The 15993-nt window shown below is 70.7% G+C and carries 14 protein-coding genes; 11 read left to right on the top strand and 3 right to left on the bottom strand.

The features are described from left to right. Window positions 1–20: 20 nt before the first annotated feature. Window positions 21–1163: a DJ-1/PfpI family protein gene (locus AB3X08_RS15210; RefSeq protein ID WP_369933597.1), complete on the bottom strand. Its 1143-nt coding sequence runs from the start codon at window positions 1161–1163 to the stop codon at window positions 21–23. Between the two features lie 617 nt (window positions 1164–1780). Between AB3X08_RS15210 and fusA the strand changes: the two genes are divergently transcribed. Both fusA and AB3X08_RS15200 read left to right on the top strand, forming a co-directional pair. Beyond that, window positions 1781–3844 carry an elongation factor G gene (fusA, locus tag AB3X08_RS15205; RefSeq protein ID WP_369933595.1) on the top strand — a complete coding sequence of 688 codons (2064 nt, stop codon included), beginning with the start codon at window positions 1781–1783 and terminating at the stop codon, window positions 3842–3844. 130 nt (window positions 3845–3974) lie between these two features. Continuing rightward, window positions 3975–4445 (top strand): hypothetical protein, encoded by a 471-nt coding sequence (locus AB3X08_RS15200; RefSeq protein WP_369933593.1) that lies wholly within the window; start codon window positions 3975–3977, stop codon window positions 4443–4445. 133 nt (window positions 4446–4578) lie between these two features. Here the strand turns inward: AB3X08_RS15200 and AB3X08_RS15195 are convergent, their stop codons facing one another. After that, window positions 4579–6171, bottom strand: coding sequence for an alpha-N-arabinofuranosidase (locus AB3X08_RS15195; RefSeq protein ID WP_369933591.1), 1593 nt, complete (start codon window positions 6169–6171; stop codon window positions 4579–4581). 603 nt (window positions 6172–6774) lie between these two features. Between AB3X08_RS15195 and AB3X08_RS15190 the strand changes: the two genes are divergently transcribed. Further along, window positions 6775–7827, top strand: a complete 1053-nt coding sequence (locus AB3X08_RS15190; protein WP_369933589.1) for an aldose epimerase family protein — start codon at window positions 6775–6777, stop codon at window positions 7825–7827. Window positions 7828–7991: 164 nt separating this feature from the next. Here the strand turns inward: AB3X08_RS15190 and AB3X08_RS15185 are convergent, their stop codons facing one another. After that, window positions 7992–8786, bottom strand: a complete 795-nt coding sequence (locus AB3X08_RS15185) for a cytochrome C assembly family protein (RefSeq protein ID WP_369933588.1) — start codon at window positions 8784–8786, stop codon at window positions 7992–7994. A 258-nt stretch (window positions 8787–9044) separates the two neighbouring features. Between AB3X08_RS15185 and ffh the strand changes: the two genes are divergently transcribed. From ffh to rplS, 8 genes are all read left to right on the top strand, one after another. Continuing rightward, on the top strand, window positions 9045–10424 hold the full coding sequence (gene ffh, locus AB3X08_RS15180; protein ID WP_369933586.1) for a signal recognition particle protein: 1380 nt from the start codon (window positions 9045–9047) through the stop codon (window positions 10422–10424). Window positions 10425–10446: 22 nt separating this feature from the next. After that, window positions 10447–11730 carry a hypothetical protein gene (locus tag AB3X08_RS15175; RefSeq protein ID WP_369933584.1) on the top strand — a complete coding sequence of 428 codons (1284 nt, stop codon included), beginning with the start codon at window positions 10447–10449 and terminating at the stop codon, window positions 11728–11730. A gap of 79 nt (window positions 11731–11809) precedes the next feature. Beyond that, window positions 11810–12874, top strand: coding sequence for an NAD(P)H-dependent flavin oxidoreductase (locus tag AB3X08_RS15170; protein WP_369938545.1), 1065 nt, complete (start codon window positions 11810–11812; stop codon window positions 12872–12874). Next, window positions 12871–13671: an aminotransferase class IV family protein gene (locus AB3X08_RS15165; RefSeq protein ID WP_369933582.1), complete on the top strand. Its 801-nt coding sequence runs from the start codon at window positions 12871–12873 to the stop codon at window positions 13669–13671. The genes AB3X08_RS15170 and AB3X08_RS15165 overlap by 4 nt, the downstream gene beginning before the upstream one ends. A gap of 96 nt (window positions 13672–13767) precedes the next feature. Beyond that, window positions 13768–14028: a 30S ribosomal protein S16 gene (rpsP, locus tag AB3X08_RS15160; RefSeq protein WP_369933580.1), complete on the top strand. Its 261-nt coding sequence runs from the start codon at window positions 13768–13770 to the stop codon at window positions 14026–14028. A 43-nt stretch (window positions 14029–14071) separates the two neighbouring features. Next, the gene (rimM, locus tag AB3X08_RS15155) at window positions 14072–14584 is read left to right on the top strand and encodes a ribosome maturation factor RimM (protein ID WP_369933578.1); all 513 of its coding nucleotides are present in this window, start codon (window positions 14072–14074) and stop codon (window positions 14582–14584) included. A 73-nt stretch (window positions 14585–14657) separates the two neighbouring features. Continuing rightward, window positions 14658–15440 (top strand): tRNA (guanosine(37)-N1)-methyltransferase TrmD, encoded by a 783-nt coding sequence (trmD, locus tag AB3X08_RS15150; protein WP_369933577.1) that lies wholly within the window; start codon window positions 14658–14660, stop codon window positions 15438–15440. A gap of 131 nt (window positions 15441–15571) precedes the next feature. Continuing rightward, window positions 15572–15988, top strand: coding sequence for a 50S ribosomal protein L19 (rplS, locus tag AB3X08_RS15145; protein ID WP_184411414.1), 417 nt, complete (start codon window positions 15572–15574; stop codon window positions 15986–15988). Window positions 15989–15993 lie beyond the last annotated feature (5 nt).

Here is a 15993-nt window from a genome sequence, read left to right as displayed (position 1 = left end):
AGCGGCGGGAGCTGCCCATGTCACCGCGTCGCCTGCAGGTCGCCCCATGGGTATTCCATGGCGAGCGCCGACAGGCGCGCGGTGCCGCTGCCATAGCGCTGGGCGATCATGTCGAACGCGGCAGGGAGCGCCGTGCCGGCAGGGGCGGCGTCGGCCACCACGATGCGCACGTCCGGCGTCAAGGACGACGTCGCCTGCGTCTGCACGCGCAGGCCGCCGCGCAGCCGTACCGGGCCGGCCGTGGCGGAGACGGGGCGTACGTCGTTGCGCATCGTGCGCGACCATGCCTCGGCGTGCAGCGACAGCGCCACCTCGTCGTCCCCGTCGCGCACTTCCAGCGCCACCACCTCTTCGTGCTTAACGCGCATGTTGGCGCGGTGCGTCGCCAGGTCCGTCGGCAGGACCTTGAAGATGTCGCTGTCATGCGCGGCTTCCCATGAGGTGACGCCCAGGCGGTCGGCGGTCGCGCGCGCCGCCTGCGGTCCGGCGATGGTCTCGACCAGCGCCAGGCTGATCGGCAGCGCCGCGGAGACCCCAGCGCTGGAGGCGACATCGCCGTCGGCCACATAGCGCAGGTTCGTCAGCCAGGCGACCTGCGGGTACTGCTTCCGGCGATCGCGCAGCGAGCTCCAGTGACCGGTGGCGTGGCGACCGTCGAGCGCACCGATCTCCGCCAGCAGCTCGACGCCGTCGCAGATCGACACCAGCGCCGCGCCGTGCGCGCGTTGCGCCCGCAACCAGGCGGTTTCCGCGGCGTGTTTGTTCTCTGTCGCCGGCACGATCACGTAGTCGGCGCCGGCCGGGTAGGCCTTGTCGAATTCGGCGACGGTCATGTCGGGCAGCAGCGTGAGCGGACCGGCCTTGAGCGGGCGATCGGTCATGTTCAAGGCGATCACCTGCGCCGCGCCGGACTGCGCGAGCACGCCATACGGCACGACGAAGTCCGACAACACGGTCTTGTCCTGGGCGACCACGACCACTACGGGAAGGGCGTCAGCACGCGTTCGCAGGTGGACGATCGGCAAGCCCGCAACCGGAATATCGGCTGGCTGCGATGGTGCCGGGAAATCGGCGGCGGCAACCGCTCCGCCGCCAGCGAAGAGGCAGGCAAGGGCGAGCAGGGCGATGCAGGAGCGGGTGCGGGTGCGAGACGTCTTGGGCATGGTGAAATCCGGGTGTGTGGTCGGCGTGCCACTCTCTCGGGATTCCCGCTTGGCGCAAAGGTCGATCTTGCTTCATTTTCTGCCAGGCAGGGAAGCGCGGGCTGCGCACGCCGGCTCGCGTCCGCTCCGGTCGCCCGCATGCCGGTCGCAGCGTTCTGCCTGGTCGCGGCCGGGCGTCTTGGCGGTGCGCGAACGCCGCGCCGGCGCGGCGTCGTTGCACGCGTCGCGCCGGTCCGTTCCAGCGGCGCTGCGTCCGCTGCATTGACCCGGCGGCGGCACAGGTCCAGACTTGCGCCCTCGTCCACCGTATCGCCCGTCAACCCATGTCGCACGCACCGCTGCTGATATTGCCGACCGCCGCCCTGCGCATCAGCGCGGGCCGGGTGCGCCTGCCTGACGGGATGGACCGAGCCGAGCCGTAGCGCTCCGCCGCCGCCGATTCGCAGACAAGCACCCGATGGGTGCTTTTTTATTGCCTTTTTCCCAGCTGTCCCACTTCCGAAACGCGAAGGAGAACGTGCCATGCACTACGCCGCCGAACCGAAAACCTAGCCGCATGCCCCTTCGCCAACCGGGGCGTGCGGCTTCCCCAGTGTTGGCAATGCGGAACCCATCTCATGAACACTCAAACTCTTTCCCGCTGGCGCAACCTCGGCATCATCGCCCACATCGACGCCGGCAAGACCACCCTCACCGAACGCCTGTTGTGGGCCACCGGCGCGATCCATCGCATCGGCGAAGTCCACGACGGCGCGGCCACCACCGACTTTTCCGACATCGAACGCGCCCGCGGCATCACCATCGGCGCGGCCGCGGTGCAGGCGCAGTGGGCGCCGCGCGGGCAACCGGCGCATCGGCTCACCCTGATCGACACCCCCGGACACATCGATTTCGCGATCGAGGTGGAACGTTCGCTGCGCGTGCTCGACGGCGCGGTCGCGGTGTTCTCCGCGGTCGACGGCGTGCAGCCGCAATCGGAAACCGTGTGGCGCCAGGCGCGCCGGCACGGCGTGCCGCTGGTCGCGTTCGTCAACAAGATGGACCGCGCCGGCGCCTCGTTCGATGGCGTGCTGGCGCAACTGCGCAGCAAGCTCGACGCCACGGTGTGGGCGGTCGGCGTGCCGCTGCCGGGCGATTCGGGCTTCGACGGCTGGGTCGACCTGGTCGACTGCCGCGTGCTGACCTGGGACGGCGACGGACGCATGGCCGCGCGCGCCTGGACCACGGACGATGCCGCGACGTTCGCCGAGGCGCGCGAGCGCCTGGTCGCCGCGGTGGCCGAGCACGACGACACGCTGGCGCAGGCCTATCTGGAAGCGCGTGCGATCGACGCGGACATGCTGCGCGCCGCCCTGCGCCGCGCCACCCTGGCCGGCGCAGGCGTGCCGGTGCTGGCCGGATCGGCGTTCAAGAGCAAGGGCATCGAACCGTTGCTGGACGCGATCGTCGACTGGCTGCCGTCGCCGCTGGACCGCCCGCCGGTGCCGGCGACGCGCGACGCGAACGATGCCAGCGGCACGGATGCCGCGCTCGCCGCGCAACTGGCGCCGGATCCGTCCGGCCCGCTGGCGGCGCTGGTGTTCAAGGTCGCGCATACCGCACAGGGGCCGCTGGCCTTCGTGCGCGTGTATGCAGGCACCTTGCGCGTCGGCGACACGGTGTGGACGTCACAGGCGCGGCGCATGCGCCGCGTCGGGCGGCTGGCGGTGGTGCAGGCGCAGCGTACCCACGACGTGGCGCAGGCCTGTGCCGGCGAGATCGTGGCCATCCTCGGCTGGAAGGACGCGACCAGCGGCGAGACGCTCAGCGGCGTCGGCGAGCGTTGGGTGCTGGAAAGCATCCGCACGCAGCCGCCGGTGCTGGCGTGGCGGTTGGGCGCGGCCAATGCCGCGGAGCTGGTGCGGATGGGGCAGGGACTGGCGCGGCTGGCGCAGGAAGATCCCTCGTTCCGCGTCGACAGCGATGCCGAGACCGGCGAAACCCTGGTCTGGGGCATGGGCGAGTTGCACCTGGAGGTGATGGTGGAGCGCCTGCGCAGCGAGTGGCAGGTGGACGTGCGGACCGGTGCGCCGCACGTGGCCTACCAGGAAACGCTGCGCGCCGCGGCGCTGGGCGTGGTCGGGCGGCTGTCCAAGCAGAACGGCGGCCATGGCCAGTTCGCGCACGTGGTGCTGGACCTGGTGCCGCGCACGGACGGCGAGGTCGTCTTCGCCGACCGCACCCGTGGCGGCGTGGTGCCGAAGGCCTTCGTCGCCGCCACCGAGAAGGGTGTGCGCGCGGCGCTGGCGCAAGGCCCGCGCGGCTACCCGGTGGTCGGCGTGGAGGTGGTGCTGGTCGATGGCCAGGCGCATGCGGTGGATTCGTCGGACATGGCGTTCCAGCGCGCGGCCTCGGAAGCGGTGAAGGCGGCGCTGGCGCAGGCCGGCACGCTGCTGCTGGAGCCGGTGATGGCGTTGGCGATCGATACGCCGGCCGCCAGCGTCGGCGACGTGCTCGGCGATCTGCAGCGGCGCGAGGGCCGCGTCGTGGCGATCGCCGAGCGCGGCGCGCGTGCCGACGTGGTCGCGCAGGCGCCGCTGGCGCAGCTGCAGGCCTACACCACCGCGTTGCGCTCGCTGACCCAGGGGCGCGCGTCGGCCAGCATGACCTTCGACGGCTACGAGGCGGTCAGGGCCGCGTAGCTCGCCTGCACGCAAGAAAACGCTGCACGAGGTCGAGGAGCCGGTTCGCCGGCTCCTCTTTTTTTGCCCGGCGCTTGCGCGCCCGCGGCGATCCGGGCTTCATATGCGCCCCCGATACCGGAATCTGCGTATGCGTCGACTCGTTGCCATCCTCGCCTTCCTGCCTGCGCTTGCCGCGGCGCAGGCGCCGCACTGCGCGACGCCGCTGCAGATGGCCGAGCGGCTGTACCAGGCGCGCGATTTCTATCGGCGGCCGCAGGAACTGGGCGGACTGCTGACGCCGCCCTTCGCCTATGCGCTGGAGACCGGGCTGGGCTGCGCCAAGCACAAGGTCTTCTGCCGCCCGGACAACCTGGACTTCGAACCGTGGACCGATGCGCAGGACGGCGCCATCGATGGCACGCCGCGCTTCACCCTGGTGTCCGGCGGCTCCCAGGCCACGGCGCTGGAAGTGCGAATGGACTACAGGCGGGCGCTCGGCGGCGCCGGCTCGGTCAAGATCGAACTGCAGCGCCGCGGCAACGGCTGCTGGGCGGTCAGCGACCTGATCTCGCCGGACGGCGACTCGCTGTTCGCGCGGCTGTCCGACACGCCGGACTAAGCGCGGCGCATAAAAAAAACCACGCCGGGCGGTGCCGGCGTGGTTCGGACGACCTGCCCGCGCCCTGCAGCGGAGGGTAGGCGCGAAGGCGTCCGCGACTAGCTGGAGACCTGTCCGGTCGCGTCGTCGGGCCCTATTGCAGCTTCAGCATCACGATCGCCTTGGCCGGCAGCGCCACCTTCAGCGTGCCGCCCTGCAGGCTGGCGCCGCCGAATGGGGCAGGCTTCACCGCCTGCGGCTGTTCGAAGGTGTTGAGCGCGGTGATCTTCGGCGCGGTGAGGATCTGTCCGCTGACGCCGCCGGCCTGTACGCCGTCCACGCTCACCGCCACCTCCGCGGCGCGGTTCGGGTCCAGGTTGGTCAGCGCCACGTAGACGTGGCCGTCCTTCGCCTTGACCGCCGAACCGTGCACCGCCGGCACTGTGTATTCGCCGTGCTTGTAGTCGGGCGCCTTGATCTGCAGCGGCAGCGCGGTCGCGTCCTGGTACGGCTTGTACATCGCGAACACGTGGTAGGTCGGGGTCAACAGCATCTTGTCGCCGTCGGTGAGGATCATCGCCTGCAGCACGTTGATCATCTGCGCGATGTTGGCCATGCGTACGCGCTCGGCGTGCTGGACGAAGATGTCCAGGTTGAGCGAGGCCACCAACGCGTCGCGCAGCGTGTTCTGCTGGCGCAGGAAGCCGGGATTGACGTTGGGCAGGCCGCTGTACCAGGTGCCCCATTCGTCGACCACCAGCGCGACCTTCTTGCCCGGGTCGTATTTGTCCATGATCGCGCTGTGCTTGCTGATCAGCTCGTCCATCAGCAGGGTGCGCGACAGCGTCTCGATCCACGCGGTCTCGTCGAAGTCGGTGGACGAGGCGCGCGGCGGCCAGCCGCCGGGGATGGTGTAGTAATGCATGCTCAGCCCGTCCATGTACTTGGTGGCCTCGCGCATCATCACTTCGGTCCAGTGGTAGTCGGCATCGCTGGGGCCGGGCGCGATCTTCATGATCTTCTGGTCGGCCGGCGCCTTGACGAAGGTCTGGTAGCGGCGGTACACGTCGGCGGCGTATTCCACGCGCATGTTGCCGCCGCAGCCCCACAGTTCGTTGCCGACGCCGAAGTACGGCACCTTCCACGGCGCATCGCGGCCGTTGCCGCGGCGCTGGTTAGCCAGCGTGGACTTGGTCGGCGCGGTCATGTACTCCACCCATTGCGCCATCTCGTCCGGCGCGGCGTCGCCGACGTTGCCGGCCACGTAGGCCTGGGTGCCGACCAGTTCGGTGAAGTCCATGAACTCGTGGGTGCCGAAGCTGTTCGGCTCCTCCACGCCGCCCCAGTGCGTGTTGATGCTGGTCGGGCGCTTGGCGCGCGGACCGATGCCGTCGCGCCAGTGGTACTCGTCGGCGAAGCAGCCGCCGGGCCAGCGGATGTTGGGCACCTCCAGCGCCTTCAGCGCCGCGACCACGTCGTTGCGGTAACCGCGGGTGTTGGGGATCTTCGACTCCGGTCCGACCCACACGCCGCCGTAGATGCCGTTGCCCAGGTGCTCGGCGAACTGGCCGAACAGGTTGCGCGAGACCTGCGCACCCGGCTGGTCGGCATGCAGCGTGCCACGCACCGCGACGTCGGCGGCCTGCGCCAGGCCGGCGCCGACTGTCAGCGTGGCCACCGCGGCGGCCAGCGGCAGACGTCGCCGCCAGCGTCGCGCGGCGTTCTTCAGCGAGCGGATCGAAAGCATCGTGGGTCTCCTGGGTGGAAGGTGCGGTGGTGCCGTGCAAGCGGGTCGTGTCGGTGATGGCCGGCACTGGCCACGCGGAGCAGGCACGGGATCGGCGATGCACGGCGCAGCCGCGGCGGTCGCGGGCAGCGGCAGGGCATGGCGTGGTAGCGGTAACGGTGCAGATCGCAATCCTTGTGACCGATGACGGTGTGCAGCGACATAGACGGCGGTTCCCCGTCCGCGGTTCGAGCATAGGCCGGCTGGCGCGTGGCGACCAATGACGTAAATCCGCGCTGCTATAGCCGATTCGCATCGTTGGTGCGCTGTACCGGGGGCGCGCATCGCTGCGCCGTCCCGTTACGTGTCCCCCGACCTGCGAATCGAGAATAGGGAGGCGACAGGAAGCCGACCAATGATTTAAATCGGCGTATCGATACGGAGATTGCAATGATGCGATGCCGCAGATCGCGTACGTGGATAGCGCATCACACTCTCCCCGCGCAGTGGCGTGTGCATGGTGCATCGATGCACCAACCTGCGCAGCGATGGCTTGCGGGCAGCCGCGCTGGTTATGCTGCGCGGCACGCGTGGACTCCGCACGCGCCCAACAAGGACCCGCGCATGTCATCGATCTTCGGCCAGCTTCCCGACGGTACCACCATCCACCGTGTGCTGCTGGACAGCGGCGCCGGCTTGCGTGCGGAAGTGCTGACCTATGGCGGCCTGCTGCGCGGCCTCAGCCTGGACACCGCGCGCGGCCGCACCGAACTGGTCCTCGGCCTGCCGACGCTGGACGCGTACCTGCACGACCCGGCCTATCTCGGCGTGCTGGTCGGCCGCTTCGGCAACCGCATCGCCGGCTCGGCCTTCGACGTGGACGGGCAGCGCTACGCGGTCACTGCCAACGAAGGACCCAATCATCTGCATGGCGGCGCGCTGGGATTCGGGCGCCGGGTGTGGGCAGTGCAGGCGCAGTCCGAGCGCAGCCTGCAACTGCGCTACGACTCGCCAGCCGGCGAGGAAGGCTATCCGGGCAACGTGCAGGTCAGCGCCGAGTTCAGCGTGCACGGGCGCACCCTGGAGCTGCAGTTCGCGGCGCAGACCGATGCGCCGACCCCGCTCAATCTCACCCACCATCCATACTTCAACCTGGCCGGCGATGCCGGCGTGGCGGCCGCCGCGCAGTGGCTGCGGGTGCCGGCCGACCGCTACCTGCCGGTGGCCGACGCGGCGTTGCTGCCGACCGGCGAGATCGCCGCGGTGGCCGGCACGCCGTTCGACTTCCGCAATCCGCGCGCGATCGCCGACAAGGACGCCGCAGCCGATACGCAGCTGCGCCTGAGCGGCGGCTACGACCATTGCCTGGTGCTGGCCGAGCCGCGCGACTGCAGCGCCATCCTGTATTCGCCGCACAGCGGCGTGGCCATGCGCATCGCCAGCGCGATGCCGGCGTTGCAGCTGTACGAAGGCCACTGGCTGGACCGCCAGCATCCGGGCCTGGGCCGCGGCGTGTGCCTGGAGCCGCAGGGCTATCCGGATGCGCCCAACCAGCCGGGCTTCCCCGACACCATCCTGCGGCCAGGCCAGGTCTACCGGCACCGCATCGAATACCGCTTCGCCGAGGTCGGTGCGAACGCCGACTGGGCCGCGGTGGAGGCGGCATTGGCCGATTGAGATGGGGATGCAGCTCGCTGCCGTCGGAGCGCCCGCTTCCTGTAGGAGCGGCTTCAGCCGCGACACCGGCGCTGAAGCAATTTCGGTGACGGAAACATCCTGTCGCGGCTGAAGCCGCTCCTACGAAGGATGCATCGCGCGTTCCGGTAGCCTAACCGCAGGGGTTATTGCGGATGCCCGAGCACCAGTTCGATGACGAACTTGCTGCCGAAGAACGCCAGCAGCAGCAACAGCATCGCCGCCAGCGTCCAGTGCACCGCCTTGATCCCGCGCCAGCCGTAGCGCCAGCGGCCGAACAGCAGCGCGCCGAACACGATCCACGACAGCACGCTGAGCACGGTCTTCTGCACCAGCCGCTGCGCCAGGAAATCCTGCACGAACAGCACCCCGGTCAGCAGGGTCAGGGTCAGCAGCATGAAGCCGACCACGATGGTGCGGAACAGCAGCGTCTCCAGCGCGGTCAGCGGCGGCAGCGCGCGCAGCCAGGGGTGGAAGTCGCGACGGCGCAGCGCGCGCTCCTGCAGCCACAGCATGACCGCCAGCAGCGCGGCGATGCCCAGCGTGGCGTAGGCCAGCAGCGCCATCCATGCATGCAGCTGCAGCCGCCAGTCCAGCACCGGCGCCGGCTCGTGGCCATGCGAGTGGTAGGCCAGTAGCAGCGCCGCCGACAGCGGGAACACCACCACGCCCAGCGCCGCCATGCGCCCGCCGGCGCCGACCAGCGCGGTCATCAGCGCCATGCCCAGGCTGACCAGCGACAGCGCGGCGAAGAAGTGCATGTCCGGCCCGCCGGCGGTGTGCAGCGCCACCTGCACGTGGTAGCCGGCATGCAGCGCCACCGCCGGCAGCGCCGCCCACAGCCATGCGCGGCCGCGTTCGACCCGGTCGCGCACCAACGCGCCGACCAGCAGGCCGGTAGCGGTCAGGTACAGCAGGGTCGCGACGAGGATGAGGAGCATCGCGCCAGTTTCGCATATCGGGCCAGCGCTCGTGGTGGCGGCTCGGTGGCCCGGAGGGCGCACCGCGCGCCACACGGCACGACAGCGCGCGACAGGGCGGCCGCATTGGCGGTGCCGGCAGCAAGCCGGCCGGCGAAGGCGCCGAGTCGGGCGCGACAGCCTGCCGATGTGGCTTGGAGCCCGGGCCGGGGCCGGCGCCGGGATCGCCGGCCGGCGCGGCTATAATCGACGACCGTTTCCCGTCTGCGACCCGCCCGCATGTTCGAATCCCTCACCCAACGCCTCTCCGGCACCATGCAGCGCCTGCGCGGCCGCGGCCGCCTGACCGAGGAGAACATCCGCGAAGCCACCCGCGAAGTGCGCATCGCGCTGCTCGAGGCCGACGTCGCGCTGCCGGTGGTGCAGGCCCTGATCGAACGCATCAAGGTGCGCGCGGTCGGCCAGGAAGTGCTCAAGAGCCTGACCCCGGGCCAGGCGTTGATCAAGGTCGTGCGCGACGAGCTGACCGCGGTCATGGGCTCGGCCGCCAGCGACCTCAACCTCAACGTGCCGGCGCCGGCGATCGTGCTGATGGCCGGCCTGCAGGGCGCGGGCAAGACCACCACGGTCGGCAAGCTGGCCAAGCACCTGAAGGAAAAGCGCAAGAAGAAGGTGATGGTGGTCTCGGCCGACGTCTACCGTCCGGCGGCGATCGAGCAGCTGAAGACCCTGGCCGAGCAGGTCGGCGTGCTGTTCTTCCCGTCCGAGGCGTCGCAGCAGCCGGTGGACATCGTCCGCGCCGCGATCGCCGATGCGCGCAAGTCCTTCGTCGACGTGCTGCTGGTCGATACCGCCGGCCGCCTGGCCATCGACGAAGCGATGATGACCGAGATCAAGGCGCTGCACGCCGCGATCAACCCGGCCGAAACCCTGTTCGTGGTCGATGCGATGACCGGCCAGGACGCGGCCAACACCGCCAAGGCGTTCAGCGAAGCGCTGCCGCTGACCGGCGTGGTGCTGACCAAGACCGACGGCGACGCGCGCGGCGGCGCCGCGCTGAGCGTGCGCTACATCACCGGCAAGCCGATCAAGTTCATCGGCGTGGGCGAGAAGCCCGACGGCCTGGACGTGTTCCATCCCGACCGCCTGGCCAGCCGCATCCTGGACATGGGCGACGTGCTGTCGCTGGTCGAGCAGGTCGAGCATCAGGTCGACAAGGACAAGGCGCAGAAGCTGGCCGAGAAGGTCGCCAAGGGCAAGAAGTTCGACCTCAACGACATGCGCGACCAGCTCGAGCAGATGCAGAACATGGGCGGCCTGTCCGGGCTGATGGACAAGCTGCCGGGCATGGGCCAGATCCCCGAGCACCTCAAGCAGCAGGTCGCCGGCAACAAGGACGTGCCGCGGATGATCGCCATCATCGGCTCGATGACCAAGAAGGAGCGGCGCAATCCGACCCTGCTCAACGGCTCGCGCCGCGCCCGCATCGCACGCGGCTCCGGCACCCAGCCGGCCGACGTCAACAAGCTGATGAAGCAGTTCCAGCAGATGGAAAAGATGATGTCGAAGATGGCCGGCGGCGGCATGAAAGGCCTGATGCGCGGCATGAAGGGCATGATGGGCGGCATGGGCGGGCGCGGCGGCCTGCCGTTCCGCTGAACCCGCGGCCGCGGCGCGCAGGGTGAGCGTCTCCGCCAGCACGCGCTGCCTGCGTCTGGCCCTGGCGCTGGCCTTGGCCCTGCAGTCGGCCAGCGGCTGGGCGGTGCTGCCGGCGACGTTCGCGTACTGGGTGCTGGTGGTGCTGCTCGCCGCGGTGATCGATCATCTGGCCGCGCGCGGCAGGAGCGGCGCCCTCCCGTTGCCAGCCACGGCCACGACCACGCAGGACGATGTCGACCTCGCTGACGTCGCGCAGGCGCGGCTGCCGCCGCCGGCACAGCCTGCGCTGCCCGCGTCCGCAGCGCCTGCGCGTCCACCCGGCGCGCGCCAGTGGCGCCGCCATCTCGACGATGTCGTGCCCTATCCGGAAGAGCGCTTCCCGCGCCAGGGCATCTGTACGACGCTCGAGCAGGTGCTGCGCGCCGGCGACGCGCTGGTGCTCGCGTTCCATCCCGCCGATGGCGGTCCTGCGCAGTGGTGCTGCGACCTGTTGGCGCCGGGCGCGACCCGGGCGCAGTGGCTGGACGTGGCGGCGGACGCGGAATGCGTCGTGCCGATCGCGCAGACCGGGGTGTATTCGATCGGCATCGGCCAGGCCGAGCTCCGGGTGCCTGGCACGGTGTCGCTGTGGCTGCGCGTGCCGGACCCGGAACGGCTGGCGCTGCCGTTGCAGCCGTTGCGCGGCACGTCGCTGGCGTATGTGCGGCGTGGCGATGGCGCGATCGGGGTCGAAGACGTCGCGGGGCAGGGCGACTGGCCGCTGGCGCAGCTGCCGACGCGTAGCGCGGCGCGCGTGCCGGCCGGCGCCGCGCTGCTGTTCGCCAGTGTCGATCGCCACTGGGATGTGGCCGGCGTGCCGGATCCCGCTGCAGCGGACTCGGTCGAGCGCGCGGTGGTGGTGTATCGCCATTTCCTGCAGCTGAGCCGGGGCGACGTACTGGTGCTGGAGGCAGCGTGGACGTCCAGCCTGTTCGGCCGGCCGGTCCCGATGTCTGGCGGCACCAGTCCGAGCGGCGGCGAACTGCGCCTGTTCGCGCTGCTGCAAGGTCCGCAGCTGGCGGCGTTGTGGCCGTGCGCAGGCGCGCAGGCATGCGTGGAGGTGGTGTGTCCGGCCGATGGCCTGTACTGCCTGGAGTTGCGGCTGGCCGGCCCGCCGGCCTGGCGCGGCCGGGCGGCGGAGGCATTCGCCGATCTGCGGCTATGGGGTACGTTCGTGCAGCGCGCGCCGTTGCTGCGCGCCTTCTCGCTGCAGCAGGTGTGGGTCGACGATCGGTATCAGCAATGCCTGCCGGTGCCGCTGCCTTGAGCGCGCCGCTGCCCGCGGCGCGCTGGCCTGGAGGCTGCGCGGCTACCATGGGCGTCCCTGCAGTCGCGGAGCACGCATGATGGAGCGCCTGGCGCGAGTGGATGCCTTCCAGCAGCGGTTCGGCTTGCGCCTGCCGATCCTGCTCAGTCCGATGGCCGGCGCCTGTCCTGTGTCGCTGTCGGCCGCGGTTGCCGCGGCGGGTGGCATGGGCGCGATGGGGGCGGTGCTGTCGACGCCCCAGGACATCGTGCAGTGGATGGACGCGTTCCGCGCCGCCGGCGGCGGACCGGCGCAGATCAATCTGTGGGTGCCGGATCCGCCGCCGCTGCGTGACGCCGCCGCCGAGGCCGAGGTGCGCGCTTTTCTCGGCCAATGGGGACCGCCGGTCGATGCCGCTGCCGGCGATGCGGCGCCGGCCGACTTCGATGCGCAGTTCGCCGCGTTGCTGGAAGCGCGCCCGGCCGTGGCCTCATCGATCATGGGCCTGTTCCGGCCGGACCAGGTGCAGCGTTTGAAGGCCGCCGGCATCGCCTGGTTCGCCTGCGCCACCACGCTGGACGAAGCGCTGGCGGCGCAGGCCGCCGGCGCCGATGCGGTGGTAGCGCAGGGCGCCGAGGCCGGCGGCCACCGCGGCGCGTTCGACGCGGCGCGCGCCGAGGGGCAGCTGACCGGGCTGTTCGCGCTGTTGCCGCGGCTGGCCGATCGCCTGGACGTGCCGGTGATCGCCGCCGGCGGCATCGCCGATGGCCGCGGCATCGCGGCGGCGCTGATCCTGGGGGCGAGCGCAGTGCAGATCGGCACCGCCTTCCTGCGCACGCCGGAGGCGGCGCTGGCGCCGGCCTGGGCCGCGGGGCTGGCGCAGGCCGAACCCGAGCAGACCATGCTGACCCGCGCCTTTTCCGGCCGCCTCGGCCGCGCGCTGGCTACCGACTACGTGCGCGCCGCCGCCGAACCGACCGCGCCGCCGCCGCGGCCCTATCCGGTGCAGCGGGGGTTGACCGCGCCGATGCGCCAGGCCGCCGCGCGCGAAGGCCGCCTGGCGGCGATGCAGGCCTGGGCCGGGCAGTCGGCGTGGATGGCGCCGGCGCAGCCGGCGGCGGCATTGCTCGAGACCTGGTGGGGCCAGGCGCAGGCGCTGCTGTGAGCCCGCAGCTGTTCTGCGAGGGGCGGCCGGCGAGCGCGGAGGCATTGGCCGCGCCGGCGCTGGTCAACTACGGCCACTTCAGCACGATGCAGGTGCGCGACGGCGCGGTGCGCGGGTTCGACCTGCACCTGCAGCGGCTCGACGAGGCCACCCGCACGCTGTTCGGCAATGAACTGCCCGCCGAGCGGATCCGCGCCGAGCTCCGCGCGGCGCTGCAGGCGTTCGGCAGCGACGATGCGTCGCTGCGCGTCAGCGTGTTCGCGCGCGACTTCGATTTCCGCCGCGCCGATGCGGCCTGCACGCCGGAACTGCTGGTGTCGCTGGCGGCGCCCGCGCAGGCGGATGCAACGCCCTTGCGGCTGCGCAGCGTGGTGTTCGCGCGCGAGCTGCCGCAGATCAAGCACGCCGGCACGTTCGCCTTGTTCCACCAACGCCGGCTGGCATTGCAGGCCGGCTTCGACGATGCGCTGTTCGTCGATGCGCAGGGCCTGATCGCCGAGGGCTCGATCTGGAACCTGGGCGCCTGGGACGGGCAGGGCGTGGTATGGCCGCAGGCGCCGGCCTTGCGCGGCACCCAGGAGCGGCTGCTGCAGGCCGGCCTGTCCGCGCTCGGCATCGCCCAGCAGGTGCGGCCGCTGCCTCTGCGCGAGCTGGCCGGGTGCGCCGCCGCCTTTGCCTGCAATTCGCGCGGCCAGCAGCCCATCGCCGCGGTGGATGGACAGGCGCTGGGGTCGGCCGCGGAGCTGTTGCACATACTGAGCGCGGCGGTGGAGACCCAGGCCTGGCAAGCCATCTGACCGATCCGGGGGCGACTTGGCAGCGTTCCGCCCGCCCGCTATAATCGCCGGCTTACCGCGCCATCCTGGCGACTGGGCAACACCGGAAAACTCACCATGGTCAAGATTCGCCTTACCCGTGGCGGCGCCAAGAAGCGCCCCTTCTACCACATCATCGTCACCGACGTGCGCAGCGCGCGCGACGGCCGCAACATCGAGCGCGTGGGCTATTACAACCCGGTCGCGCAGGGCGCCGAGCCGCGTATCGTGCTCGATCTGCCGCGCGTGGACCATTGGGTGTCCAACGGCGCGCAGCTGACCGACAAGGTGCGCAACCTGTACAAGGAAGCGACCAAGGTCCAGGCCGCCGCGGCCTGATCCTGCGGGCCGCGCCTGGCGCGGCCCTTCGGTTTTTGCACCCATGAAAGACAGCCAGCGCCGTATCCTGCTGGGCAGGATCCTGGGCGCCTTCGGCATCCGTGGCGAGGCCAAGCTCGAGTCCTGGACCGAGCCGCGCCTCGCCATTTTTCGTTATCAGCCCTGGATCGTGCGCAAGCCCGACGGCAGCGAGAGCAGCCTCGGCGGCGCGCGCGGGCGCGAGTCCGGCAAGTACCTGATCGCCAGCCTGCCCGAGGTCACCGATCGCGATGCGGTCGAGGCGCTGCGCGGCACGGAGATCTACGTGGCGCGCGATACGCTGCCGCCGCCCAAGCCCGACGAATATTACTGGGTGGATCTGGAAGGCCTCGACGTGCGCACCGTCGACGGCGTGGCCCTGGGCCAGGTCTCGCACCTGTTCTCCAACGGCGCCAACGACGTGCTGGTGGTGCGCGGCGACCGCGAGCGGCTGCTGCCGTTCGTGCAGCCGGACTACGTCAAGTCGGTGGATTTCGACGCCAACCTGATCGTGGTCGACTGGGACCCCGAGTTCTGAGCGATGCGGCCATGCGGCCGCTTTCGCTCTTGTTTTTCCCATTCCCCATTCTCGACTCCCCATTCCCGGCCTCATGCGCATCGACGTCATCAGCCTGTTCCCCGAATTCGTCGCCCAGTGCGCCGCGTTCGGCGTGGTCGGGCGTGCGCAGGAGCGCGCGCTGCTGGCGCTGCATGGCTGGAATCCGCGCGACTACGCCACCGGCGGCTACCGCAAGGTGGACGACCGCCCGTTCGGCGGCGGCCCGGGCATGGTGATGATGATCGAACCGTTGCAGGCCTGCCTGCAGGCGGTGCGCGACGCCGACCCGCAACCGGCGCCGGTGATCTACCTGAGCCCGCAGGGCGCGCCGCTCACCCAGGCCAAGGCCCGCCAGCTGGCGGCCCTGCCGCGGCTGGTGCTGCTGTGCGGACGCTACGAGGGGGTGGACGAGCGCTTCGTCGCCGCCGCGGTGGACGAGGAGATCTCGATCGGCGACTACGTGCTGTCCGGCGGCGAGCTGGCCGCGGCGGTGCTGGTCGATGCGGTCACCCGGCTGCAGGAGGGCGCGCTGAACGATGCCGAGTCTGCCGCCCAGGACAGCTTCGAAGGCCCGGACGGCCTGCTCGACTGCCCGCACTACACCCATCCGCGCGAGCACGCGCTGGGCGAGGTGCCGGCCATCCTGCGCTCCGGCAACCATGCCGCAATCGCGCGCTGGCGGCGCATGCAGGCGCTGGGCCGGACCTGGCTGCGGCGCCCGGAGCTGCTGGACGAGGCGGCGCTGAGCGCGGCCGACCGCCGCCTGCTGGAGGAATTCCGCCGGGGCCTGCTGGCCGATCCGGCCCCCGTGCAGGAAAATCCATCCAAACCCTAGCCATGGCGGCGCGACTGGGTTAAAATGCCCGGCTTTCCGGCCTAGCCATCTGCGCTTGGCCCATCCCGATCTAGCGCAATCGCCGTGCGGCGACTGCCGGACCACCTCACCAGACACAAGCGGTGCCCACCATGAGCAAGCTCAACAAGACCATCCTGGCCGACTTCGAAGCCGCCCAGATCCAGCGCAAGCTGCCGGAGTTCAACCAGGGCGACACCATCGTCGTCAACGTCAAGGTGAAGGAAGGCAACCGCGAGCGCGTGCAGGCCTACGAAGGCGTGGTGATCGGCACCAAGAACGCCGGCCTGAACTCCTCGTTCACTGTGCGCAAGATCTCCCACGGCTTCGGCGTGGAGCGCGTGTTCCAGACTCACAGCGCCATCATCGACTCGGTCGAAGTGAAGCGCCGCGGCAAGGTCCGCGCCGGCAAGCTGTACTACCTGCGTGGCCTGGAAGGCAAGGCCGCCCGCATCAAGGAAGATCTGGCCGCCGCTGCGCAGGCCAAGGTCGCGCGCCAGGCCGCTGCGGCCGCCGCCAAGGCCGAGTAATCCCC

The organism is Xanthomonas sp. DAR 34887, assembly GCF_041245805.1.
Classification (GTDB): Bacteria; Pseudomonadota; Gammaproteobacteria; order Xanthomonadales; family Xanthomonadaceae; genus Xanthomonas_A; species Xanthomonas_A tesorieronis.
This window is presented reverse-complemented; position numbering and strand designations above follow the sequence as displayed.

Bases quoted from the DNA above. Each gene is read 5' to 3' on its own strand.
- AB3X08_RS15210 (WP_369933597.1), bottom strand. From the start codon at position 1,163: ATGCCCAAGACGTCTCGCACCCGCACCCGCTCCTGCATCGCCCTGCTC.
- fusA (WP_369933595.1), top strand. From the start codon at position 1,781: ATGAACACTCAAACTCTTTCCCGCTGGCGCAACCTCGGCATCATCGCC.
- AB3X08_RS15200 (WP_369933593.1), top strand. From the start codon at position 3,975: ATGCGTCGACTCGTTGCCATCCTCGCCTTCCTGCCTGCGCTTGCCGCG.
- AB3X08_RS15195 (WP_369933591.1), bottom strand. From the start codon at position 6,171: ATGCTTTCGATCCGCTCGCTGAAGAACGCCGCGCGACGCTGGCGGCGA.
- AB3X08_RS15190 (WP_369933589.1), top strand. From the start codon at position 6,775: ATGTCATCGATCTTCGGCCAGCTTCCCGACGGTACCACCATCCACCGT.
- AB3X08_RS15185 (WP_369933588.1), bottom strand. From the start codon at position 8,786: ATGCTCCTCATCCTCGTCGCGACCCTGCTGTACCTGACCGCTACCGGC.
- ffh (WP_369933586.1), top strand. From the start codon at position 9,045: ATGTTCGAATCCCTCACCCAACGCCTCTCCGGCACCATGCAGCGCCTG.
- AB3X08_RS15170 (WP_369938545.1), top strand. From the start codon at position 11,810: ATGGAGCGCCTGGCGCGAGTGGATGCCTTCCAGCAGCGGTTCGGCTTG.
- rpsP (WP_369933580.1), top strand. From the start codon at position 13,768: ATGGTCAAGATTCGCCTTACCCGTGGCGGCGCCAAGAAGCGCCCCTTC.
- rimM (WP_369933578.1), top strand. From the start codon at position 14,072: ATGAAAGACAGCCAGCGCCGTATCCTGCTGGGCAGGATCCTGGGCGCC.
- trmD (WP_369933577.1), top strand. From the start codon at position 14,658: ATGCGCATCGACGTCATCAGCCTGTTCCCCGAATTCGTCGCCCAGTGC.
- rplS (WP_184411414.1), top strand. From the start codon at position 15,572: ATGAGCAAGCTCAACAAGACCATCCTGGCCGACTTCGAAGCCGCCCAG.